Source organism: Paenibacillus sp. FSL K6-2862, from assembly GCF_038005125.1.
GTDB lineage: Bacteria > Bacillota > Bacilli > Paenibacillales > Paenibacillaceae > Paenibacillus > Paenibacillus illinoisensis_A.
The window spans coordinates 6234764-6257060 of the sequence record NZ_JBBOSN010000001.1 but is presented as its reverse complement, the minus strand read 5'-3'; the positions used below and the strand labels follow the sequence as shown (position 1 = coordinate 6257060).

Genomic DNA, 22297 nt, shown 5'->3' with positions numbered 1-22297 from the left:
TTTCGATCTGGATACGAATCAATCTGTATATCAAATGGCTTAACAGGAGGAACGAAACATTATGATCAATTCACATATTATTCAACTACTTGCCCCCAAAATCCAGACTTTTCCGAGTGGAAAAGAATTTATATATCTGGTTGGACCGATTAAGCTCCCGGTCAATCTGGATGGAGAGACGCATACATTCCAGTGGTATAGCTGGCTGAAATCGGATAAGGTCATGGAGAGCGGCGAGCTGATTGAATCGCTGGCTACTGCCGAGCTGGCAGAACGTCAGCAGTCGAGTGTGCTCGTGTACGGCGATTTTGCCGAAGCCCAGGAAGCGCTGATCCGGATGCACAGCATCTGTCATACAGGCGATATTTTTGGCAGCAAGCGCTGTGATTGTGGCTTCCAACTGGAGCAATCCATGAAAATGATCGCAGCCCATGGAGCGGGTGCCTTGTTCTACCTGGCGAACCATGAAGGTCGCGGGATTGGTCTGTTCAGCAAAGCGATGGCGTACATCCTGCAAGAGGAAGGTCTGGATACCGTAGATGCGAACCTGCAGCTTGGCTTTACGGACGATGCTCGTAACTATGACGATGCCATTGCTGTATTGCGTGCACTGCGTTCTGCACCTGTTACGTTGATTACCAACAATCCGCGGAAGCTGGCTGCACTGCAGGAAGCGGGACTGAATGTGGGTGGACGTGTTCCGCTGTGGGGCGATCGTTCGGCGTTCAATGAGAAATACCTGCAAACGAAAGTGAGTCGTTCAGGTCACCTGGCTGAGAACGATGGCTGGGCCGGTGCAGATGTGCTGCTTCCGCATGCGCAAGCTTAAATTTCACCTTTTGTGTTAAATCAGCGTTGATTCCAGTGAAGGTATCTTGCTGTGAAATCGACAAAAAGTGGCTGTTGTTGTTCACTCCTTAGGGGTGCACGACAACGGCCTTTTGGTGTTTACGACAGAGTAATGAACACTATGGGGATGCTTCCTGGTGCCGGGCTCTGCTTGCCGATCTACCATACGGATTATACAATATAGGCAATCTGAATGATGCAGGAGGAACGATGGTGCCATTTGAGGGACAGAGCATGTTACCCGCTGCCAAGAGCATGAAGCAGTTCGAAGCGATTATTGATGGCCCTTACACCTATGGGGTTTTGCTGGATACCCACATTGCTCAGCTGGAGAGTTTGCTGGATGAGGCAAGGCGGCGAAGCAAAAAAATCCTGCTGCATGCCGATCTGGTCCAAGGGCTGAAGAACGATGAGTACGCGGCAGAATATTTGTGTCAGCATATTCGACCGGCGGGTTTGATCTCTACACGGGCGACAGTAATTCAAAAGGCGAAACAAAAGGGGATCACCGCAATTCAGCGAGTGTTTTTGCTAGATACAAATGCGTTGGAGAAAAGTTATCAACTGCTGACGAAGACACAGCCGGATTATATTGAAGTGCTTCCTGGCGTTATTCCGCATATTATTACCGAGGTAGCGGAACGGACTGGGATTCCCATTATTGCCGGAGGGCTGATCCGGTCTGCCCAAGAGGTTGAGCTCGCGCTGCAGGCCGGGGCAACAGCGGTGACGACGTCCAATTTTGACCTGATCCGACATTTTGGGGAATCGCTTACAGAACCGAAACAATAGCATAGTTTCAACATTATTGCATCTGTCAATCAGGCACCTGTGATATCGAATAATGCAATATGCTTACAGGAGGTTGTCGATATGGAAAAGTATATTATGGCCCTTGATCAGGGAACCACGAGTTCACGGGCTATTCTGTTTAACCACAATGGGGAGATTGTACATATTGCCCAGCAGGAGTTTCCGCAGTATTTCCCCAAACCAGGCTGGGTCGAGCAGAATGCGAATGAAATCTGGAGCTCCATTCTTGCGGTTATGGCTTCATGCTTGGCAGAGAGCGGAATTAAGCCTGCCCAGATTGCCGGCATCGGGATTACGAACCAGCGCGAGACGGTTGTGGTGTGGGACAAGGAGACTGGCCGCCCCATCTATAATGCCGTAGTCTGGCAGTCGAGACAAACTGCTGATATCTGTGATGAGCTGAAGACGAAGGGACTGGCTAACCTTTTTCGTGAGAAAACGGGACTGCTTATTGATCCCTATTTTTCCGGTACGAAAGTCAAGTGGGTTCTGGACCATGTGCCAGGAGCGCGTGAACGCGCGGAGCAGGGAGAACTGCTATTTGGCACGATCGACAGCTGGCTGATCTGGAAGCTCAGCGGAGGTACCCATGTAACGGACGTATCCAATGCTTCCCGTACATTGATGTACAACATCTATGATCTGCAATGGGATGACGAACTGCTCCGTATTCTCGATATTCCAAAAGCGATGCTGCCGGAAGTACGAGGTTCCTCTGAAGTGTATGCGCACACGATGGATTATCATTTCTTCGGCCACCGGGTTCCCATTGCTGGCGCAGCGGGGGATCAGCAGGCAGCTTTATTTGGTCAGGGATGTTATCACAAGGGCAGTATGAAAAACACATATGGTACCGGGTGCTTCATGCTCATGAATACCGGGAAAGATCCGGTAAAGTCGGACCATGGATTGATCACAACGATTGCCTGGGGTGTTAATGGCAAGGTAGAGTATGCACTTGAAGGCAGCATTTTTGTGGCGGGTTCCGCCATTCAGTGGCTTCGTGACGGATTACGGATGCTGCGTTCCTCCAAGGATAGTGAGGATTATGCTGCACGGGTACCTTCCACAGACGGTGTGTATATGGTACCGGCCTTCGTGGGGCTAGGTAGTCCGTATTGGGACAGCGAGGTGAAGGGTGCCGTATTCGGTCTGACACGCGGCACCACGAAGGAACATTTTATTCGAGCGACGCTTGAAGCGCTGGCGTATCAAACCAAGGATGTCCTGGCGGCTATGGAATCCGATTCGGGGATTGCTGTCAATTCGTTACGCGTCGATGGCGGCGCAGCGGCCAATGACTTTCTGATGCAATTCCAGAGCGACATTCTGGGCATACCGGTTGAGCGCCCAACGGTGAACGAGACAACGGCTCTAGGGGCTGCTTATTTGGCAGGTCTTGCTGTCGGGTACTGGGAAAGTGCCGATGAACTGAAGGATCATGAGAACACGGAGCGTGTATTCAATCCGCTGATGGAAGAGGATACCAGAAATGATCTGTACGCCGGTTGGCAGCGAGCAGTGAAGGCTGCGATGGCCTTCAAATAAGTAGGAATATGAAGATTTAGCTATTTGTACTTTTTCATTAAACAAATTCAATACATGATAATTATTGGTGGAAAAAGATGCATAACTTACAGGGGATATTTTCCTGGAGAACGAAATGCATATATCCATGATTAGGAAAATAAAGAGGTTAGTGGATCAGTTTGAAATTACGTCCTTGGGCAGAACAACTTTTTGAATTTTTTTTGAATAATGTGTCATTTCAGGCCTTCACGCCACTCAAAATGTGTGATAGGATTAAGGCACAAGTTAAAAAATGATGTCTGGAGATCGGGAGAGACCACGTACCGCTCAGCAATTGCTGCAGCGAATGACGTGGTCTTTTTTTTGTTCTTTTTTGAGGATGGGTTAGCAAAAATAAAGGCAATGAATGGGAGGCATACCGATGACTTTACCTTTCTCGGCAGCGATGCGCGGCGAGTATCTACAATCCATGGCGAATGCACATTTTGACATATTGGTTATAGGCGGGGGGATCACTGGGGCAGGCATTGCCCTTGATGCTGTGTCCCGCGGACTGAAGACTGCGCTGGTTGAAATGCAGGATTTTGCAGCGGGCACGTCTAGTCGTTCAACCAAACTGGTCCACGGAGGTTTACGATATCTGAAGCAATTCGAAATGAAAATGGTGGCTGAGGTAGGACGCGAACGGGCAATTGTCTATGAAAATGGACCTCATGTGACGACACCGGAGCCGATGCTCCTACCCATCTATACGGGAGGTACGTTTGGGCGCTTCAGCACATCCATTGGTTTGATGGTGTATGACCGGCTCGCGGGTGTGAAGCGCAGCGAGCGCCGTACGATGCTTAATGCTGGAGCTGTCTCAGACAGCGAACCTTTGCTGCGCCGAGATGGACTGCTGGGTGGTGGGTTATATGTGGAATACCGGACGGATGATGCACGGCTTACCATTGAAGTGATGAAAGAAGCGGTAAAGCGTGGAGCCCAAGCTGTGAATTATGTAAAAGCAGACGGATTTGTGAAGGAAAACGGAAAGATCATTGGCATCCAGGCCACGGACCAGATCACAGGCGAGCGTGTTCAATTAAGGGCAAGCAAGGTAATCAATGCTTCGGGTCCATGGGTGGATGAGCTCCGCAAGGTAGATGGTTCACGTCAGGGCAAGACACTGCAAATGACTAAAGGCATTCATTTGGTATTCGACGGGTCCAGGTTTCCTCTTCGGCAAGCTGTATATTTTGATACCCCTGATGGGCGAATGGTTTTCGCAGTTCCGCGTGATGGCAAAACATATGTGGGTACCACCGATACTGTTTTCCGAGATGACCCGGCGCATCCTCTGATCTCTGAAGCAGATCGGAATTATGTAATCGATGCGGTAAATGGCATGTTTCCAGATATTCAGATTGATGCCGAAGATGTGGAATCAGGCTGGGCTGGCATACGTCCATTAATCCATGAGGAAGGCAAGAGTCCTTCCGAAATCTCGCGCAAGGATGAAGTATGGGTCTCCCCCTCCGGATTGATCACCATTGCGGGGGGCAAGCTGACCGGGTATCGCAAAATGGCTGAAATGGTCGTGGATCTGGCTGCCCGGGAGCTGAAACAGGAAACAGGGAAATCGATTGGGCCCTGCATAACGAAGAAGATGCCGATTTCCGGTGGGGACGTTGGTGGCTCAGCAGGGTATTCCGTCTATATAGAGCGCAAGATTAAGGATGGGGTAGCGCTCGGACTCAATCGGCAAGCTGCAGAGCGGCTGGCTCGTACCTATGGATCCAATGTGGATGCCCTGTATGACCGGTTGCCTGATCCACGGGCCAAGGCGGCCGAACTGCATGGCATGCCGCAGGAACTGCTGCTCATGCTGAATTATGCAATTGAGGAAGAAATGGCCGTAACCCCGGCAGACTTCTTGGTGCGACGAACAGGCGATTTATTTTTCCGAATTGACGAGGTGCGTCAGTATAAGTCGGCAGTTATCCAATACATGAATGATCGGCTGTACTGGACGGATGAGCAGAGAACAGGGTATGAACAAGAGCTGGACCAGCTGATATTGGGGGCATCTGGCAAAATATAATGCAGGATTTTGTATGATGGGGTCGAATGGAACATGTAAGCGCGTAACAAAGAGAGGGGATTACATCCATGACGTTACAGATCGGCATCATTGGAACAGGCTGGTTCAGCAAAGTACATGCAGATATTTTGGCACGAATGGAAGGCGTCCGTGTGGCAAGTGTGCTCGGGACCACCTTGGAGAAAGCTGAGGCCATGGCTTCCGTGTATGATGCAGCTGGCTACAGCGAGCTTGAACATATGCTGGACGGGGAGAAGCTGGATGCAGTTTACATCTGCGTTCCGCCAATGTCGCATGGTTCAATCGAATTGGAACTGATTCGTCGCGGCATCCCTTTCCTTGTAGAGAAACCACTAAGTACAGGAATGGATATTCCGCGCAAGATTTTAGATCAGGTGAAGGATACAGGTTTGCTTACTTCGGTAGGTTATCACTTCCGCTATCAGGAAGCAGCCCAGGTGCTTCGGGGGGCAATGAAGGATCAGACGATCGGCATGGCACTTGGACGCTGGATGGGTGGTATGCCAGGCGTAGCCTGGTGGCGCCGTCAGGAAGGATCCGGAGGACAGTTTGTCGAGCAGACAACACATATTGTAGATCTGCTCCGGTACTGTGCAGGCGAAGTTACTGAGGTGTATGCTGCAGCAGCCCAGCGTGTGATGCATGAGAAGCACGATCATGTTACCGTGGCAGATGTGGCGAATGTTACGCTTAAGCTGGAGAGCGGTGCCATTGCGAGCATTGCCAATACATGTCTGCTGCCGGATGGAGAAGGTGGTGCCGGACTTCAGTTCTACACGGAAGCGGGGGTATGGGACTGGACACCGGACCGTCTGCTGCTGCCGAGTGCTGCTGCTCACGCAATGGCAGGTCAGGAGATTCCGGCAGGACATAACCCGTATGAACGGGAGAACGAGGCATTCATTCATGCTCTTCGGACGGGTGACCGTACGCGGATTCTGTCTGATTACGCGGATGCCTGCCGTACTCAGGAGATTACAACAGCAGCGCTGGCATCTGCCGATTCCGGTCTGCCGGTGCAGCTGAAGCCTATTAGAAACCTTTCACATTAATTTATTTCAATAGTTATATGGTAATTCAAGAAAAAAGCCTGAATGGGAAGCTGATCTGGAGAAGATCAGCACCTATTCAGGCTTTTGGTGTTTTAGATTAAAGGGATCTGCATTGCTATCGTTTCAGCCAGTCGGAGGACCAGCCATAAATTTGGTTGATCACCGGCTCAATAGCCTTGCCTTTGGGAGTCAGCTCGTATTCAACCCGTGGCGGAATTTCAGGATACATATGACGGGTTACGATGCCTTCCATCTCCATTTCCTTCAAACGCTCGGATAACAGACGGCCGCTAATGGCCATTTCCGCTTCCAGCTCTGTGAAGCGCTTAGGTCCGGAGAGCAGCTGATACATGATCAGCAGAACCCACTTCTTACCAATGATGTCCATAGCTTGTGTGATCAAACAGGGACTTGGTGATTTTGCTTTTCTCAGCTTCAACGTGTTCACCTCAATTCGCATAACAATGTTGGAATGGTCTAACTGTCTTGTATATAAAAAAAGTGCCTGGCTTACCGCCACTCTGACGAAAAATAAGAAGCATTCATTCATAAAGGTTACGGCAAAAATCCATGCAACAACCCTTTTGTATGTATTATACACTATTTATCAAAAAATTACTTGAATAAATAATCTTATTATTATATACTCACTTCATAAAAGTAAGTCAGTATCTAATAATACCTAATAGATAGATACGGACCAATTATTCGTTCACATGTTGGCTTGAAAACCGAGTCGTCGTAAGACGGCTTTGACATAGATTTAGCATCTTGCAGATTTGAATTGAATTCGGCATGTGCAGCAGACAAGATGCTCCAGCTTTTCTTTTCATCTAACCTTTAGATCAGTTACAGGAGGAACATACATAATGAGAGTTATTGGATATATTTTTCTGGTGGTGCTTGCAGGTGTATTTGTGATGACGGGGCTTAACAAGGTAATGGGTGCTGAGATGATGGTGCAGACGTTCGAGAGCTTCTCGTATCCCAAGTGGACGATGTATCTGCTCGGCGCGGTAGAACTGCTTAGTGCAGTAGGTTTATTGATCCCGCGTACCCGCATGGTAGCAGCAGGTGTGCTGACATTTATTCTGATTGGTGCACTCGGAAGTCATCTGATCTACGGACAATACGGGGCAGTTGCGCTTCCGGCAATCTTGCTCGTTGCCAATATTGTCGTTCTGGCGATCGGTATGCGCAAGCTGGAGGAAGAAGAGGTCCTGGAAGTCATTCAGGCGTAACCTAGATAGAGCACGTATAGATTGAATAATCAAAGAGGGCGGCTGCCAAAACAGTTGCCCTCTTTTACGATGCCTTCATGTAATTCATTTTTCTTTAGAGGAAAAAAAGAAGAACCCACACATACACAGGGTTCTCTTGCAGTAGGACTTCCTCATCGGAAGATCTCCTGATTATAAATAATAAAATGAAATCATATTATAGCAATTTCTTTAATTGGGAGACGCGTCCTTGGCTAATACCAAGCTTTTCCGCAATCTGCTGCTGAGCCAAACCAGGATTCTGTTCAACAATTTCTTTCATCTGTTGCAGCATGCGAGCCGTCTTGGGCCGCAGGTCAGGATACTCAGTGCTGGCAGGTACAGTTCCCTCATCCCATGTTGGAGACGAGACTTTGGCGGAATCGGAAGCAGGACGCTCCACGGCTGCAGGAGCCTGTTTGTTCTGAGGAACGAACCATTCGGGAGTGTCATCCGGGTGTTTTAATTGAACAGCACACGTCCGGCAGATGAATTGCTCTTTGAAATACATATCCGTATCCATATCACCGCAAAACACACACAACGTTGATTTGTACTTTCTCAAAATCAACTCTTTCCCTTCAATGAAAAACTCAAGCGGATCGCCGATATGGATTTCCATCGTATCCCGCATTTCTTTGGGAAGGACAATTCGTCCAAGGCGGTCCAGAGATCTCTTCATTCCGGTTCTTTTCATCGCATCTCCCCCGCAATATTCGCTTATAAAACATGTCCTTATTGTAAGGAAGAAAGGGCTTTAATACAACAATAATATTTCAAATAATAGGGACAATTCTATCTATTATGGGAAAATAAGTTTAGAAAGAATAGGTGCCACCGCTAGAGTGAACAATGCAGCGAGTACCATGGAGATACTGGAGATGGTTCCTGTCAGGGAACTGAGCTCAAAAGCCTTGGAAGTCCCTGTGCCGTGGGCACCCGTTCCGAGCAGGGTTCCGCGGGCAATCTCTCCATCAATACGGAGCATTTTAACGATAGAAGGACCCATAATCGCACCAAGCAAACCGGTCATGATGACAAAAACCGCAGTAACAGCGGGGATACCCCCAATGGTAGCCGAGACATTCATGGCAATCGGAGTTGTAATGGAACGTGGAATCAGGCTGTGAATCAGCCCGGAGTCCAGCTGAAGCCATTTGGCGAGCAGGGCTGAAGAGAGTACGGCCACCACTGATCCGGTCATGACACTGAAGACAATCTCGGATATATGCTTTTTAAGCACATGGAAAAAGGTATAGAGCGGTACAGCAAAAGCTACCGTAGCCGGTTGCAGCAGAAGACTAAGCCATTTGCCGCCGCTGCTGTAATCTGCATAATCTGTCCCGGTCGCAAGCAGAACGCCAACGACAAGCAGGGGCGTGATTAGCAGTGGAGACAGATAAACCTTGGGCAATTGGCGATACATGCGTTTGGCAATCAAGTAAATACCTACAGTTAACAACAAGCAGAGAAATCCAATCATCCGGTGTGACGCTCCTTTCGTTTGGCGATTCGTGTAGCAACCAGGCCGGTGCAGGCCATAACCAGAAATGTACTCAGCAGGACGATGAACAGAATCTGCAGTCCGTCATGTTCAAGCATGGGCATGTAGTTCATGATGCCAACGGCTGAAGGAATGAAGAACAGCAGCAGTTCTCCGAGCAGCCATGCGGCTCCGACTTCAATCCAGCGCAGCTTCACGACCCGAGTCTGAAGCAAAATAAACAGTACAACCATACCGATTATCGAACCCGGCACAGGCAAATGGAGAGCACGGGCCAACAGGTCCATGAGCAGTGAAAAGACCATGAGGAGAGCAACCTGCAATATACCAAGTCCCCATTTTTTCACTTCAATTCCTCCTTATATCATCAACGTAATTGATTTGATTGTTTATGAAAATGAATGGAAACATACTTTCTTGTTACAAATTTTACATCGCATTCTTTCATGAGTAAAATGCATATTAAGAATGTTTTCTATTCCATTTATCTATGAGAGGCTGGAATCAGACGATGGATATCCGCCATTTGCAATATTTTCTGGAAGTTGCCCGTCAGCAGAGCTTTACCAAGGCAGCCGAGGTGCTGTTTATCACGCAGCCAACCATCAGCAAAACCGTGAAAAGTCTTGAAGATGAGCTGGGGGTTACGCTGCTGGATCGGTACGGCAAGAGAGTCGAATTGACCGATGCAGGGCATGTTTTTTTTCGGCAGGCACTGGAAATTGAAAAATCGTTTCGCAGCTTGTCGTCGGAACTCGATGATCTGATGAACCTGAAGAAGGGACATCTGCGCATCGGACTGCCGCCTATGGTAGGCTCGAGCTTTTTTCCCATGATCATCGGTGAATTTCATAAGGCCTATCCGCAAGTGAGCATTCAACTGTTTGAGGATGGTGCGAAAAAGGTAGAGGCCGACGTCATCAGTGGTGCACTGGACATTGGTGTGGCTGTGCTGCCGACGGTGGATGAGCTGCTCGATCATTTTGTGTTCGTGGAAGAAAAGCTGAATCTGCTCGTTCACCCTTCGCATCCGCTGGCAGGCAAAGAATCGGTTGCCCTGCTTGAACTGGAGCATGATGCCTTTGTGCTGTTCAGGGAGGATTTCGCCCTGCATGATCGGATTATTGCTGCCTGTCAGCATGTAGGATTCCAGCCGAGGGTTGTCTATGAGAGCTCCCAGTGGGATTTGCTCAGTGCAATGGTTGCGGCCAATCTGGGTGTGGCATTACTCCCCGAGACCATCTGCCGTGAAGTGGATCATATGCGTGTACGCATTATGCCTGTTGTGGAACCTGTGATCCCTTGGCAGCTCGGCATGATCTGGCGCAAGGACCGTTATCTTTCTTTTGCCACAAGGGAATGGATCGGTTTCACCAAGGCGATGTTGAGCGAAGAAAGGAAATAGAAATTACTTCATATCGTTGATACAATGAGAGCAGAATAATGATGGAGGTGGAGAAACATGAAATTGCGGGTATCCGCTGTACAGTACCAATTGCAAACCATCAGCTCCTTTGAGCAGTTTGCTGCTCAAGCCGAGCATTACATACGGACAGCCGACGAATTCGGAACTGAATTTGTGCTGTTCCCTGAATTTTTTACAACTCAGCTCATGTCCATTGGTGACGGTAAGGGCAACGCGCTGACTATTGAGGACTTGCCAGATTTTACGGAGCAGTATGAACAGCTGTTTACATCCCTGGCAGCGAAGTACAACATGCATCTGATCGGGGGAACCCATGTCATCCGGCGTGAAGGGAAATTGTATAATACCGCCCACATGTTCTATCCGGATGGTCGTATTGCACGCCAGGCCAAGATCCATATTACACCGACCGAAGTACAGGAATGGAATATGGCACCGGGTGATGGCCTTGAAGTTTTCGACACGGATAAAGGCAGAATTGCGATGCTAACCTGTTACGATATTGAGTTCCCGGAAATTGTGCGTATGGCAAAAGCCAAAGGAGCTGACGTCATCTTCTGTCCTTCCTGCACGGATGATCGGCACGGATTCTACCGGGTGCGCTATACAAGTCATGCGCGCGCAGTGGAGAATCAGGTTTATGTTGTACTGACCGGAACAGTAGGCAATCTGCCGACAGTGGACTTCATGCGTGCCAACTACGGACAGGCTGCCATCATTACGCCGAATGATGTCCCGTTCCCGCCGCGCGGTATTCTGGCCGAAGGTGAGATTAACGATGATATGATCGTAACAGCAGATCTGGATCTGGATTTGCTCTATGAAGTACGTGAGCGTGGATCTGTAACGACTTGGCGTGACCGCCGCACCGATCTATATACCGACTGGGAGTAGTTCGAGGCTTGAACTACCCGTATTGTCTGTTGGGAGGAGGAGATTATCAGCATGTATCAAAAAGAAATGTTGATTACCGGTCCGGATAAGCACGGTAAGCCCGTAAAAGCTGTCGTTCGTACGTATCAGGAGGCTGACTTCGATGAACTGATTCGCATCCAGGCCGAGAGCTTTCCTCCGCCTTATCCGGAAGAGCTGCTCTGGAACCATGAGCAGCTTGCCAGTCATGTAGCCAATTACCCGGATGGGGCCATCTGCATTGAGGTAGATGGTGAGCTGGCGGGATCGATGACCTCGCTGCGCATGCAATGGGACCCTTCACATCCGGTAAGCCACACGTGGGCTGAAGTGACCGATGACGGGTATATCCGCAATCATCAGCCAGCTGGCAACACGCTCTACATTGTTGATCTCTGTGTACGTCCGAAATTTCGCAAGTGGGGGCTGGCACAGCTCATGATGCAGGCCATGTATCATCTGGTCATTGCACAGGGGCTCGATCGGCTGCTTGGTGCCGGCAGAATGCCCGGGTACCACCTGGTGGCAGATGAAATGACGGCTGAATCGTACCTGGAGCAGGTGGTATCCGGCGAGAAACATGATCCGGTAATCTCATTCCTGCTGCGCTGCGGGCGTATGCCGGTGGGCGTGGCGACGGAGTATCTGGATGATGAGGAGTCCTGCAACTATGCAGCCCTTATGGAATGGCGCAATCCATTCAAGACATAAAGCACATTTAACATTGGAGGTAGATGAATCCATGGAATTTACACGAATTACTTCAATTAATGATCCTTTGTTTGCCCAAATGCACAAGCTGATGCAGGAGATTTTCCCGCCTGAGGAAGTGCTGGACTTTCCGCTGTGGCAGGAACCGCTGGAAGACCCCGGCATTCGCGTATTTGTGGCTGTGCATGAAGGGAACGTTGTGGGAGCGACTGAATACCGCTACTACGAAGACTGGAATGTGGCCATGACAGATTTTACGATCATCGGCCGCGAAGGTTTGGGCATCGGCAGTTTCCTTGCCAACCACCGGAAGCGTGACCTGCAGCAGCTTGCCGCGGCAAACGGCAAGGAACTGTTCGGCATGTTCGCCGAGATCTATAACCCGTATCTTAGCCAGGATCATGAATTTGGCGGCATTAAGCCCATGGATCCGTATGTACGGCGCGAAGTGTTGTCCCATCTGGGATATCAACGACTGGATTTCCCGTACGTTCATCCTTCCTGGCAAGGAGACGGAGAAGCGGTGGGTGGACTTGACCTCTGCTTCATGCCGGGCAATGAGGAGCAAGGGGAGCTGCCAGCCAGCCTGGTGGCCGATTTCCTGAATCGCTATTATGCTGTCCTGCCGAATAAACCGCAGGAATGGCTTGCGATTGGTGGATCAGCTGAAAGCTCGCACCTCGGTGCCGCTGCTGCCTTTGTAATTACGAATTGAATATACAGCATGACACAGCCTGCGAACGGCTGGAAATGCATAAAGCCCATGAAGCAGGATTCCATTCCTGTATCATGGGCTCTTTTAATAGATTGATGATTGCTTCCAGCTACTTTTTTGTATTTCGATCAGGCAATTGAATCAAATAACTGTTGGACAAATGCATAAGATCCAAAGCACGCTCATACTCGTCCTTGGTAATGTAACCCGAGGAGGACACTGTGTCGTCATCCGTTGTGGCAGTTGCCGGAACAGCTGCCTCTTCCGATGACTCCTTTTTTGGTTCCGAACGGTTCTCCACCTGCCTGATGTCCTGCCTTCCGGCATCGGCAAGCGAGTAATGGGTTCCGTCACCATAACCGGTCTCCGGAATGAATAATGAGGCATCATTAAGCACGGAACCGGTAGGCAGATAATAGCGTTCCGGCAGCAGATTGCCTGACTCCCGCAGCAGATCTTGCCCGAAGTGCAGTTGATCCTGGAGAGATGCTCCCGTGAGTCCGGCTATCGTCGGCAGAATGTCCACCTGTCCGCCGATCTGATCCAGCTGCTCTGCAGGCGTGACACCGGGAGCCGTCATGATGAGCGGAATGTTAATCATGTCCGCAGATGTATACTCCCGGCCATAGATTTCCTTCATTAACTCTTTATCATCCCGGTCCAGCGAGTAGATGGGCAGGCCAAGGTGGTCTCCGTATACCACCAGCAGGCTGTTTTCCCATAGTCCGCGTTGTTTCAAACCATCGATGAATTGTCCCACCGCCTGATCAGCATAATGCTGGGATACCAGATAATCGCCAGGCAGGGTGTCCGTGTACCGCTCCGGCAGCGTCAGGCTAACCTTTCTCTCTGGCAAATGGTACGGGTGATGTGCAGACATGGAGATGATCTGTGCATAGAAGGGCGAGCCCTCTGCCTGCAATTCTTCCAATTTATCGAGCGTTTTGGAATACAGCACCTCATCCGATGCCGAGAAAGCAATGGAGTCCGCTGTGCCAAAATAATCGATATCATAATATTGGTCAAAACCAAGCGCCTGGTAGAGCTGATCCCGATTCCAGAAACGAACATCGTTTGAATGGAATGTAGCCGTCTGATACCCGTTTGACGACAATAGTTTAGGGAGACTTGGCAGGGCTTTATCGGCATAGACCGTCGATGCCGCTCCGTTTGGCGGTGTATAGAATGATGTGTTTACAACAAACTCGGCATCCGATGTATTCCCCTGACCTACCTGCTGATAGAAGTTCGGGAAATACAGGCTTTCCTGTGCAAGCTGGTTAAGATGTGGCGTGACTTCCAGGCCATCCACCTTCAGACCAATCAGGAAATTCTGAAATGATTCCAGCTGGAGGATAATCACATTTCGGCCTTTAGCTGCCCCCGAATCCACGATTGCCTCCAGATTTGTCGTTTGTTTGATCTGATCGATTCGATCCTGATCAATTTCATCAAGGGGAACGGGCTTGTCAGGCCGATCCGCCAGAATGGTATAAGCCTCGTAACCGAGGATTCCCATTTGTTCCGCTTGCGTGATTTCGCTCATGCTTGCCCGGTTCGGGTATATGTTCAGCATGCAGATTATCAGGGAAATCATCAGAATAACGGAGGCGACTCTGCGTCTGCTTCTCCGATCCAGAGGTATCTTTCCCGGACGTTCGGTAACGCCGAGCTTGATCCGGCGCCGGATCAGGATGCCGCCAATAATCAGAATATCCGCAAAAATAAACAAGTAATACGGGTCCAGCAGGGAGAACATGCTGCTCTTCACCGACGTCACCTGATTCACCTGCGCGAGCGCATGATAATTGACGATGACCCCATAATATTTGTAATACATAATGGCAGCGAAAAAAATACCTGACAGCACCAGGTTCAGTGCAAGATAGGCCCACATCCGTCTTTTGGCTGCAAACCACTCAATCAGACAGAAGCAGATCCAGATCAGCGGCAGCTCAGTGAGCAAAGGTTTCCAGACCGGGATATCATCGAAAATGACGATCCAGGCCAGGGAGCTTTTGATAATCATGATCACGGTAAACAATATAAACGGTCCGCTTAGAAACCGGGTGAGTGAACTGCGTGACAACATAACCGCCTTCCCTTCCGAAGTTTCATTTAACAAGTATTATGCTACCTCATGGTATGTCGTGTCAAAAGTATGAAATAGAAAAAGCCCCTCCCATTCGGGGAGAGGCCTTGTGATCTGCTGAAAAAGTAATGGGGCGCTTGAGTCTGTCAGGCTACCCATTATTCTATCGTATATGTCGTGACATAAGAGGCTCTTGGGAACATGGCTGGTTTCTGTGCGGTCAGCCCCTCACTTGTACTGCGATTGCGGTGGGCATGATTATAGGCCTGAGACTGCTGCCAGCTTTTGAAGTGATCCTCTGACTCCCACAGGGTAAGTACAACATACGTATCATCTTTCAGGGGACGGAGCACACGGATACCGACAAAACCTGGCTCGTCCTCCACTTTGCGTGCACGGTTTTTGAACCGATCCTCGAAGTCACCACGGCCGTCTTCCGTCACCGGGATATTATTCAAAACCGCAAAGCTGCCACCTGTCCAGGAGCCTGCGGCATCAAATGCCTCATATGCGGCTATGCTGTCATCTGACTCAATATGAAGCAGACGTTCAGACGTTTCGATGGCAAGACGAACCTGTTCTTCGCTCCGCAAGGTCAGGTGCGGATATGCAGCGAGCACGTCCGGAATCGGGGAAGGAACCAAATAAATATACATGGAATCTGCCTCCTTAAATGTACGTTCCTCTTCAACATAGCATATGGGGAGGGACGAGTCCAATCTGCCGAATGGCTGGTTTGGCCAGGTCTTTTCATGATAAAGTAGAAAGACTAAAACAGAACGGGTGATCGTATGACAAATACCATTCGAATATCAGTCAGGCCTTTGGTTGAATATGTATATCGCAGCGGCAGTATTCGTCCTGGATTCCGCTCCAATGCATCCATGCAGGAGGGAACCCGAATTCACCAGCGGGTGCAAAAGGACTATACGGAAGAAGATCTGAAAGAAGTTGTGCTTGAAGCTGAAATCCAGCACGGGGACCTGATCTATGTAGTGGAAGGGCGATGTGACGGTCTGATTCGTCTGGAGGGTCAGCTGACTGTGGATGAGATCAAATATACAGCCGGCAACCTGGATGATCTGGGCGACGGACTTCCGGTCCACTGGGCGCAGGCCATCATGTATGCATATATGTATGCCGTTCAGCATGATGAGCCAAGAATGCAAGTACAGCTTACCTATGTGCAGACCGTGAATAGTCAGGAGAGAAGATATCGGCGGATGCTCGAACGTGAGGAGCTTGAGCAATTTGCTGCTGAGGTCATTGCCGGATATGCTCCTTATGCCGAGATGATTGCTGCATATGAAGAGAAGCGGGATGTCACTGTTAAAGAACTGCCGTTTCCCTTTCGCAAATATCGGGAAGGGCAGCGCAAGCTGGCAGGCGCAGTATATCAGACTATCCGTGAAGGCAAGGGACTGATGGCCAAGGCACCGACCGGAATTGGGAAAACAATGTCCGTCTTATTTCCTGCAGTGAAGGCAATTGGTGAAGGCGAAGCCAGTCGATTGTTCTACCTTACGGCAAGAACGACGACTCGTGTTGCCGCAGAAGAGGCTTTTGCCAGAATGCAGGCGGAAGGGCTGAACATGCACGTGATCAGTTTGACTGCCAAGGACAAGATCTGCTTCAAGGAAGAGGAAGCTTGTGATACCGGACAGTGCGGCATGTGTGAAGGGTATTATGATCGCATTAATGGGGCAGTGCTGGATATGCTGGAGCATGAAACATTGATGACACGCCCAGTCATTGAACAGTATGCTCGCAAGCACCGGGTGTGTCCGTTCGAATTTTCACTGGATGCGGCATATGCGGCCGATGCAGTCATCTGTGACTATAACTACATTTTCGACCCGCGTATTTCCCTCAAACGCATGCTGGAGGAGCAGAAACGCAAGACGGTTCTGCTGGTCGATGAGGCGCATAATCTGGTCGATCGCGGCCGCATGATGTTCTCCGCTGAGCTGGAGAAGGCTGTTTTTCTGGATGTCAAAAGGGAGTTTAAGACGCTGGGCAGCAGTGTCGCTGCTGCGAAGGCCATTACAGACCATGCGGGAGCTATCGATAAGTACCTGATCACCCTGCGCAAAAATGGAGGAGAAGAGGGCAAGCTGCTGCAGCAGGAGGCACCGGAGGAACTGATTGAATTGCTGGAGCCCTTTGTCATGGTAGCGGAGCAGAATCTTGTGGAAGGCGGTTCGGGAAATCCCGAGACGGATCAACTGCTGCTGGATGCCTACTTCACAGCCCAGAACTTTCTGCGTATCGCCAAGCTGTATGATGAACGATTCGTCACGTATGCTGAATGTGTGCGAAGCGAAGTGAGAGTGAAGCTGTTCTGTCTTGATCCATCCGTGCTGCTCCGTCAGACAGCGAAGGGGTTCCGTTCCATCATTCATTTCTCGGCAACCTTGTCACCACTGGGTTATTACCGGGACATGCTTGGTGCGGAGGAAGAGGACTACACGTTGCGTATCCCTTCACCCTTTCAGCGGGAACAATTGGATGTAAGGCTGCTTCCCTTGTCCATTCGCTACAAGGACCGACAGCGTTCCAGGCAGCCGATTGCTAACATGCTGCATCAGCTCGTATCCGAGTGGCCGCGGAGCAACCTGCTTGTCTTTTTCCCTTCATATCCGTATATGCGTGAAGTCTACGAGACCTACATGCAGCTTCCTGGTGAGGCCGATACGGTCATGCAGGAACAAGGCATGAATGAGTTGGAAAGGGAGGCATTCCTGAATGCATTCCAGCCGCATCCGGTACGAACCAGGCTCGTATTTGCCGTGATGGGCGGCGTATTTTCAGAAGGGGTGGATCTGCCGGGAGATCGTCTCAATGGGGTTGTTGTGGTTGGTGCAGGGCTTCCGCAGATTGGACTGGAAAACAACGTGCTTCGTGACTATTTTGACCGCTCAGGACGCAATGGCTTCAATTATGCTTATGTTTTTCCGGGGATGAACAAGGTGCTGCAGGCAGGCGGCAGGCTGATTCGGACAGAAGAGGATACGGGCGTACTCGTATTGGTGGATGATCGGTTCACCCAGGAGCCGTATCGTTCCCTTCTGCCCGAGGAGTGGCTGGACTACAAGCGCATCTCGCCTTCAACCGGAAACTTCTCTGCAGGTGATTGAAGCATAGGCCAAAAAGGGTATTACTTGGATAGCAAACGAACGAACAAGGGCGAATACATATCCGTTCCAACGTCCGCTTCGAAAGCAATCAAGGAGGTCGGTTTTTGATGAAAAGAAATCATACGATGATGCAGTTTTTTGAATGGCATTTGGCTGCAGACGGTAAGCATTGGAAACGACTGGCCCAAATGGCTCCGGAGCTGAAAGCCAAAGGCATTGATTCGGTATGGGTGCCCCCTGTGACCAAAGCTATTACCCCGGAGGATACCGGATATGGTGTCTATGATCTGTACGATCTCGGGGAGTTCGACCAGAAGGGCAGTGTGCGGACGAAGTACGGTACCAAACAGGAATTGGTGGATGCCATTGCCGAGTGTCAGAAAAACGGTGTTGCCGTCTATGTCGACCTGGTGATGAACCACAAGGCAGGTGCCGACGAGAAGGAAGTGTTCAAAGTCATCGAAGTTGACCCTAACGACCGGACGAAGGATATATCTAAACCGTTCGAGATCGAAGGCTGGACCAAATTTACGTTTCCGGGTCGTGGCGACCAATACTCGTCCTTCAAGTGGACATCCGAGCACTTTAACGGTACGGACTTTGATGCCAAGACAGAACGGAGCGGCATATTCCGCATCGCAGGAGAGAACAAGAAATGGAATCAGAATGTCGATGACGAGTTCGGCAACTATGATTACCTGATGTTTGCCAATATCGACTACAATCACCCGGACGTCCGCAAGGAGATGCTCCAATGGGGAAAATGGCTGATCGACACGTTGCAATGCAGTGGTTTCCGCCTGGATGCGATCAAGCATATTAACCATGAATTCATCAAGGAATTTGCAGCAGAGATGATTCGCAAGCGGGGGCAGGACTTCTACATCGTAGGGGAGTTCTGGAATTCCAATCTTGATGCCTGCCGTCAATTCCTGGATACGGTGGATTATCAGATCGATCTGTTCGATGTGTCCCTTCACTACAAGCTGCATGAGGCATCACTGGCAGGCAGAGACTTCGACCTGTCCAAAATCTTCGATGATACGCTCGTTCAGACACACCCAACGCATGCTGTAACGTTTGTCGATAATCATGATTCCCAGCCGCATGAAGCACTGGAATCGTGGATTGGGGACTGGTTTAAACCCAGCGCGTATGCATTGACCCTGTTGCGTCGTGATGGGTATCCGGTCGTCTTTTACGGAGATTATTATGGTATTGGTGGCCCCGAGCCTGTTGAGGGTAAAAAGGAGATTCTGGATATCCTGCTATCTGCACGTTATAACAAAGCTTATGGCGAGCAGGAGGATTATTTCGACCATCCCAATACCATTGGATGGGTACGCCGCGGCGTGGAAGAAATCGAGGGCTCCGGTTGCGCGGTGGTGGTCTCGAACGGGGATGATGGCGAGAAACGAATGTTTGTCGGCGAACATCGTGCAGGTGAAGTATGGACCGATCTGACGCACAGCTGCGAGGATAGTATCACCATTGAGAAGGACGGTTGGGCTACGTTCCATGTGTGTGGCGGAGGTTTATCCGTATGGGCTTTGCCTGATGACGAGAGTGTGAATGAGTAAGATCGGGATATAAATAAAGACAACTAAACCACCTGAAATGGCGACGGAATGCCTGCAGGTGGTTTTTCTGCTGGGTCCAGCTTTTATTATTGTGCTAATGAAGGCAGCCTCTATTCGGCTCCATTTGGGAACGTGAACGAAGGCCACCTCATCTTCTAGTAGAACGGTGCTTCAGCTCCTGAAACTACTCGAAGCATCCTATACTTACCTTATTTCTCATCCAGCTCAAACGATTCCAGTGTACCGACCATGCGCAGGTCATGCTCGTGGTTGAACCGTTCCCGGGTACTTGCATCTGCATATTCGTCATGATAATGCATTAAGACGGTCTTTTGCCGTACTTCCGCAGGAAGCTGTTCCAGGTCCTTCAGCGAGGTATGGGATTTGATCACCAAATCATGCATATGGCATTCATGGAAAATCAGCTGCACATCTGCGGCAGCCTGTTCTACCCGTTCCTGATCCAGCGTGCTATCTGCACTGTAGTAGAAGTAGGGCTTCGCAACAATACCATTGCTGACCATGCCCGGAACGTGCTGTGTACGGAATGTCTCAAACGTCACACCGCCCAGTTCGAATGTGCCACCATCCGGCAGTGAAACGATATCATAATAATCGCTCATTGTACGCTCGCCATCGGTGGTGTAGCGCATGCCTGGAGATAAGATGCTCCATAGCGGCTCGACCAGCTGTTCGTGGATAAACAGGCGCGGTTTGCGGTCACCCACAATTTGCGAATAGTATCCTAGCATCTGTACACCGTTAATGTGGTCTTCATGCAAATGTGTGATAAATACATTATGGATATCAGTCATGGGGAACCCGACCTCTTTGAGCGCTTTGGCATTCGATTCCGGAAAATCAATGACCAGGTGCGTGCCACCAAATTCGGCGAGCATGCTGTTGTGATGCTGCTCTACGCTGAACATGTCCCCTGTGCCCAGAAATGTAATTTTCAACGATTTCATCTCCTTGTATGATCTTCAGATCAGCATATCGTTCATTAAAACCAGTATATCTTGTTCGGGGGCATATGCCTAAATCAACCTTTTTTGAATACGCTATCATTTTTTATTGAACTTTGATAGGAAACAGTGTAGCGTAAAGATGGGAAGTGTACCCATATGAACGTAAACTCACCCAAAGGGAGCGTGCGAAGCGAATGAAGTCTTTTTTGGATGAACAATTTTTGCTGCACAATGAGACGGCCGTCAAGTTATATGAGGATTACGCCAAGGACATGCCGATTATTGACTATCACTGCCATCTCAGTCCACAGGAGATCTACGAGAACAAGACGTTTGGCAATATTACGGAAGCCTGGTTGTACGGGGATCACTACAAGTGGCGGCTAATGCGGGCAAACGGTATCGAAGAGCAGTACATCACAGGTGGTGAGGGCGTGACCGATTACGATCGCTTCCTGGCTTATGCCAAAACGGTACCCATGATGATCGGCAACCCGTTATATGCATGGTCCCACCTGGAGCTGCAGCGGTACTTCGGGGTATATGAAGTGTTGAATGAGAGCAGTGCTCCAGGAATCTGGGAAAAGGTAAATGCCAAGCTGAACAGTGAAGGATTTGGCGCACGTGACCTGATTACGAAATCCAATGTCACGGTTGTGTGCACGACCGATGATCCTTGTGATTCACTGGAATACCATTTGAAGATTCAGGAAATCGAAGGCTTTGATACAGCTGTGCTGCCTTCTTTCCGTCCGGATAAAGGGCTTGAACTGAATCGGGATACCTTCATCGAATGGGTGAGCAAGCTGTCTCAGGCTTCGGGTACAGCAATCTCGGATTATGATTCATTCCTCTCTGCGCTGGAATCCCGGGTGGAGTTTTTCCATTCCGTAGGTGGCAGAGTTTCCGACCATGCACTGGACTATGTGCCATATGGCAGGGCAACACGAGAAGAAGCGGCAGCCATTTTTGCCAAAGCACTCGCAGGTCATCAAGTAAGCCGTGAGGAAGAGAATAAGTATAAGACCGTTACACTGACATTCCTGGGCAAGCTATATGCGGAGCGGGGCTGGGTGATGCAGTTCCATATGAATGCAGCCCGTAACAATAACAGCCGGATGTTCGCTCAGCTTGGACCGGATACCGGATATGATGCGGTGAATGATACACCGCTCTCTTCTGCGATGATCGGTCTGCTGGACGCACTGGAGCAGGAGAAGGCACTGCCCAAAACCATTCTATATTCATTGAATCCGCGTGATAATGAAGTGCTGGCTGCCATTGTCGGCAGCTTCCAGGGTGGCGGTATACCTGGCAAAATTCAGCTTGGCGCAGCATGGTGGTTCAACGATACCAAGGATGGCATGCTCGCTCAGATGAGAGCACTGGCCAACGTCGGTTTGCTGAGCCGTTTTGTGGGGATGCTGACGGACTCTCGCAGCTTCCTCTCCTATACAAGACACGAATATTTCCGCCGTCTGGTCTGCAATCTGATCGGGGAATGGGTGGAGCAAGGAGAGGCACCGCATGATATGGAATTGCTCGGACAGATGGTTCAGGGCATTGCCTACAACAATGCCAAGGAGTATTTCCCATTCTCGGCTTCCCTCAAAAAAGTATCTGCTTCGCAGTCCTAATAAACATA

19 protein-coding genes and 1 pseudogene are annotated in these 22297 nt (G+C 49.8%); 13 read left to right on the top strand and 7 right to left on the bottom strand.

Annotation, left to right across the window (positions count from 1 at the left end):
* The first annotated feature begins 61 nt into the window (after nt 1-61).
* The 5 genes from MHB82_RS28315 to MHB82_RS28295 all read left to right on the top strand — a co-directional run bounded on the left by MHB82_RS28315 (nt 62) and on the right by MHB82_RS28295 (nt 6348).
* Nucleotides 62-829: a GTP cyclohydrolase II gene (locus MHB82_RS28315; RefSeq protein ID WP_110758492.1), complete on the top strand. Its 768-nt coding sequence runs from the start codon at nt 62-64 to the stop codon at nt 827-829.
* A 233-nt stretch (nt 830-1062) separates the two neighbouring features.
* Nucleotides 1063-1641: a glycerol-3-phosphate responsive antiterminator gene (locus MHB82_RS28310; protein WP_110758811.1), complete on the top strand. Its 579-nt coding sequence runs from the start codon at nt 1063-1065 to the stop codon at nt 1639-1641.
* A gap of 81 nt (nt 1642-1722) precedes the next feature.
* Nucleotides 1723-3210, top strand: a complete 1488-nt coding sequence (glpK, locus tag MHB82_RS28305) for a glycerol kinase GlpK (RefSeq protein WP_341176393.1) — start codon at nt 1723-1725, stop codon at nt 3208-3210.
* 403 nt (nt 3211-3613) lie between these two features.
* Entirely contained in the window at nt 3614-5275 is a 1662-nt protein-coding gene (locus MHB82_RS28300; RefSeq protein ID WP_341176392.1) for a glycerol-3-phosphate dehydrogenase/oxidase, read from the top strand.
* 68 nt (nt 5276-5343) lie between these two features.
* Complete coding sequence (locus MHB82_RS28295; RefSeq protein WP_341176391.1) at nt 5344-6348, top strand: Gfo/Idh/MocA family protein; 1005 nt, start codon at nt 5344-5346, stop codon at nt 6346-6348.
* A gap of 115 nt (nt 6349-6463) precedes the next feature.
* Here the strand turns inward: MHB82_RS28295 and MHB82_RS28290 are convergent, their stop codons facing one another.
* The gene (locus tag MHB82_RS28290; protein WP_236146850.1) at nt 6464-6736 is read right to left on the bottom strand and encodes a winged helix-turn-helix transcriptional regulator; all 273 of its coding nucleotides are present in this window, start codon (nt 6734-6736) and stop codon (nt 6464-6466) included.
* Between the two features lie 481 nt (nt 6737-7217).
* On the opposite strand from MHB82_RS28290, the gene MHB82_RS28285 reads away from it, so the two are divergent.
* Complete coding sequence (locus tag MHB82_RS28285; protein ID WP_095360118.1) at nt 7218-7589, top strand: DoxX family protein; 372 nt, start codon at nt 7218-7220, stop codon at nt 7587-7589.
* A gap of 196 nt (nt 7590-7785) precedes the next feature.
* Here the strand turns inward: MHB82_RS28285 and MHB82_RS28280 are convergent, their stop codons facing one another.
* The 3 genes from MHB82_RS28280 to MHB82_RS28270 form a co-directional block, all read right to left on the bottom strand.
* Nucleotides 7786-8304, bottom strand: a complete 519-nt coding sequence (locus MHB82_RS28280; RefSeq protein ID WP_095360117.1) for an AbrB/MazE/SpoVT family DNA-binding domain-containing protein — start codon at nt 8302-8304, stop codon at nt 7786-7788.
* A 105-nt stretch (nt 8305-8409) separates the two neighbouring features.
* The gene (locus MHB82_RS28275; protein WP_095290944.1) at nt 8410-9090 is read right to left on the bottom strand and encodes a CidB/LrgB family autolysis modulator; all 681 of its coding nucleotides are present in this window, start codon (nt 9088-9090) and stop codon (nt 8410-8412) included.
* On the bottom strand, nt 9087-9458 hold the full coding sequence (locus MHB82_RS28270) for a CidA/LrgA family protein (RefSeq protein WP_341176390.1): 372 nt from the start codon (nt 9456-9458) through the stop codon (nt 9087-9089). The genes MHB82_RS28275 and MHB82_RS28270 overlap by 4 nt, the downstream gene beginning before the upstream one ends.
* A gap of 164 nt (nt 9459-9622) precedes the next feature.
* Between MHB82_RS28270 and cidR the strand changes: the two genes are divergently transcribed.
* From cidR to MHB82_RS28250, 4 genes and pseudogenes are all read left to right on the top strand, one after another.
* Nucleotides 9623-10516 carry a cidABC operon transcriptional activator CidR gene (gene cidR, locus MHB82_RS28265; protein ID WP_095360115.1) on the top strand — a complete coding sequence of 298 codons (894 nt, stop codon included), beginning with the start codon at nt 9623-9625 and terminating at the stop codon, nt 10514-10516.
* Between the two features lie 57 nt (nt 10517-10573).
* Nucleotides 10574-11431, top strand: a complete 858-nt coding sequence (locus MHB82_RS28260; protein WP_095290949.1) for a carbon-nitrogen hydrolase family protein — start codon at nt 10574-10576, stop codon at nt 11429-11431.
* 51 nt (nt 11432-11482) lie between these two features.
* Entirely contained in the window at nt 11483-12160 is a 678-nt protein-coding gene (locus MHB82_RS28255; protein ID WP_341176389.1) for a GNAT family N-acetyltransferase, read from the top strand.
* A gap of 31 nt (nt 12161-12191) precedes the next feature.
* Nucleotides 12192-12864 (top strand): annotated as a pseudogene (locus MHB82_RS28250) (GNAT family N-acetyltransferase).
* A gap of 120 nt (nt 12865-12984) precedes the next feature.
* Here MHB82_RS28250 and MHB82_RS28245 read toward each other — a convergent pair.
* The gene (locus tag MHB82_RS28245) at nt 12985-14967 is read right to left on the bottom strand and encodes an LTA synthase family protein (protein WP_341176388.1); all 1983 of its coding nucleotides are present in this window, start codon (nt 14965-14967) and stop codon (nt 12985-12987) included.
* A gap of 158 nt (nt 14968-15125) precedes the next feature.
* Nucleotides 15126-15623, bottom strand: a complete 498-nt coding sequence (locus MHB82_RS28240; RefSeq protein WP_095360112.1) for an antibiotic biosynthesis monooxygenase family protein — start codon at nt 15621-15623, stop codon at nt 15126-15128.
* Between the two features lie 135 nt (nt 15624-15758).
* Here MHB82_RS28240 and MHB82_RS28235 point away from each other — a divergent pair, with 135 nt between their 5' ends.
* Complete coding sequence (locus MHB82_RS28235; protein ID WP_341176387.1) at nt 15759-18104, top strand: ATP-dependent DNA helicase; 2346 nt, start codon at nt 15759-15761, stop codon at nt 18102-18104.
* Between the two features lie 107 nt (nt 18105-18211).
* On the top strand, nt 18212-19684 hold the full coding sequence (locus MHB82_RS28230; RefSeq protein WP_341176386.1) for an alpha-amylase: 1473 nt from the start codon (nt 18212-18214) through the stop codon (nt 19682-19684).
* A 209-nt stretch (nt 19685-19893) separates the two neighbouring features.
* Here MHB82_RS28230 and MHB82_RS28225 read toward each other — a convergent pair whose 3' ends face one another.
* A complete protein-coding gene (locus tag MHB82_RS28225; protein ID WP_341176385.1) occupies nt 19894-20643 on the bottom strand; it encodes an MBL fold metallo-hydrolase in 750 nt (249 codons plus the stop codon).
* Nucleotides 20644-20846: 203 nt separating this feature from the next.
* Between MHB82_RS28225 and uxaC the strand changes: the two genes are divergently transcribed.
* On the top strand, nt 20847-22289 hold the full coding sequence (uxaC, locus tag MHB82_RS28220; protein WP_110758504.1) for a glucuronate isomerase: 1443 nt from the start codon (nt 20847-20849) through the stop codon (nt 22287-22289).
* Nucleotides 22290-22297: the final 8 nt, after the last annotated feature.

Coding starts and splice junctions, on each gene's coding strand:
- cidR (WP_095360115.1), top strand. CDS start 9,623: ATGGATATCCGCCATTTGCAATATTTTCTGGAAGTTGCCCGTCAGCAG.
- MHB82_RS28280 (WP_095360117.1), bottom strand. CDS start 8,304: ATGAAAAGAACCGGAATGAAGAGATCTCTGGACCGCCTTGGACGAATT.
- MHB82_RS28315 (WP_110758492.1), top strand. CDS start 62: ATGATCAATTCACATATTATTCAACTACTTGCCCCCAAAATCCAGACT.
- MHB82_RS28300 (WP_341176392.1), top strand. CDS start 3,614: ATGACTTTACCTTTCTCGGCAGCGATGCGCGGCGAGTATCTACAATCC.
- MHB82_RS28260 (WP_095290949.1), top strand. CDS start 10,574: ATGAAATTGCGGGTATCCGCTGTACAGTACCAATTGCAAACCATCAGC.
- MHB82_RS28255 (WP_341176389.1), top strand. CDS start 11,483: ATGTATCAAAAAGAAATGTTGATTACCGGTCCGGATAAGCACGGTAAG.
- MHB82_RS28240 (WP_095360112.1), bottom strand. CDS start 15,623: ATGTATATTTATTTGGTTCCTTCCCCGATTCCGGACGTGCTCGCTGCA.
- MHB82_RS28245 (WP_341176388.1), bottom strand. CDS start 14,967: ATGTTGTCACGCAGTTCACTCACCCGGTTTCTAAGCGGACCGTTTATA.
- MHB82_RS28230 (WP_341176386.1), top strand. CDS start 18,212: ATGAAAAGAAATCATACGATGATGCAGTTTTTTGAATGGCATTTGGCT.
- MHB82_RS28290 (WP_236146850.1), bottom strand. CDS start 6,736: ATGGACATCATTGGTAAGAAGTGGGTTCTGCTGATCATGTATCAGCTG.
- MHB82_RS28235 (WP_341176387.1), top strand. CDS start 15,759: ATGACAAATACCATTCGAATATCAGTCAGGCCTTTGGTTGAATATGTA.
- glpK (WP_341176393.1), top strand. CDS start 1,723: ATGGAAAAGTATATTATGGCCCTTGATCAGGGAACCACGAGTTCACGG.
- uxaC (WP_110758504.1), top strand. CDS start 20,847: ATGAAGTCTTTTTTGGATGAACAATTTTTGCTGCACAATGAGACGGCC.
- MHB82_RS28295 (WP_341176391.1), top strand. CDS start 5,344: ATGACGTTACAGATCGGCATCATTGGAACAGGCTGGTTCAGCAAAGTA.
- MHB82_RS28275 (WP_095290944.1), bottom strand. CDS start 9,090: ATGATTGGATTTCTCTGCTTGTTGTTAACTGTAGGTATTTACTTGATT.
- MHB82_RS28285 (WP_095360118.1), top strand. CDS start 7,218: ATGAGAGTTATTGGATATATTTTTCTGGTGGTGCTTGCAGGTGTATTT.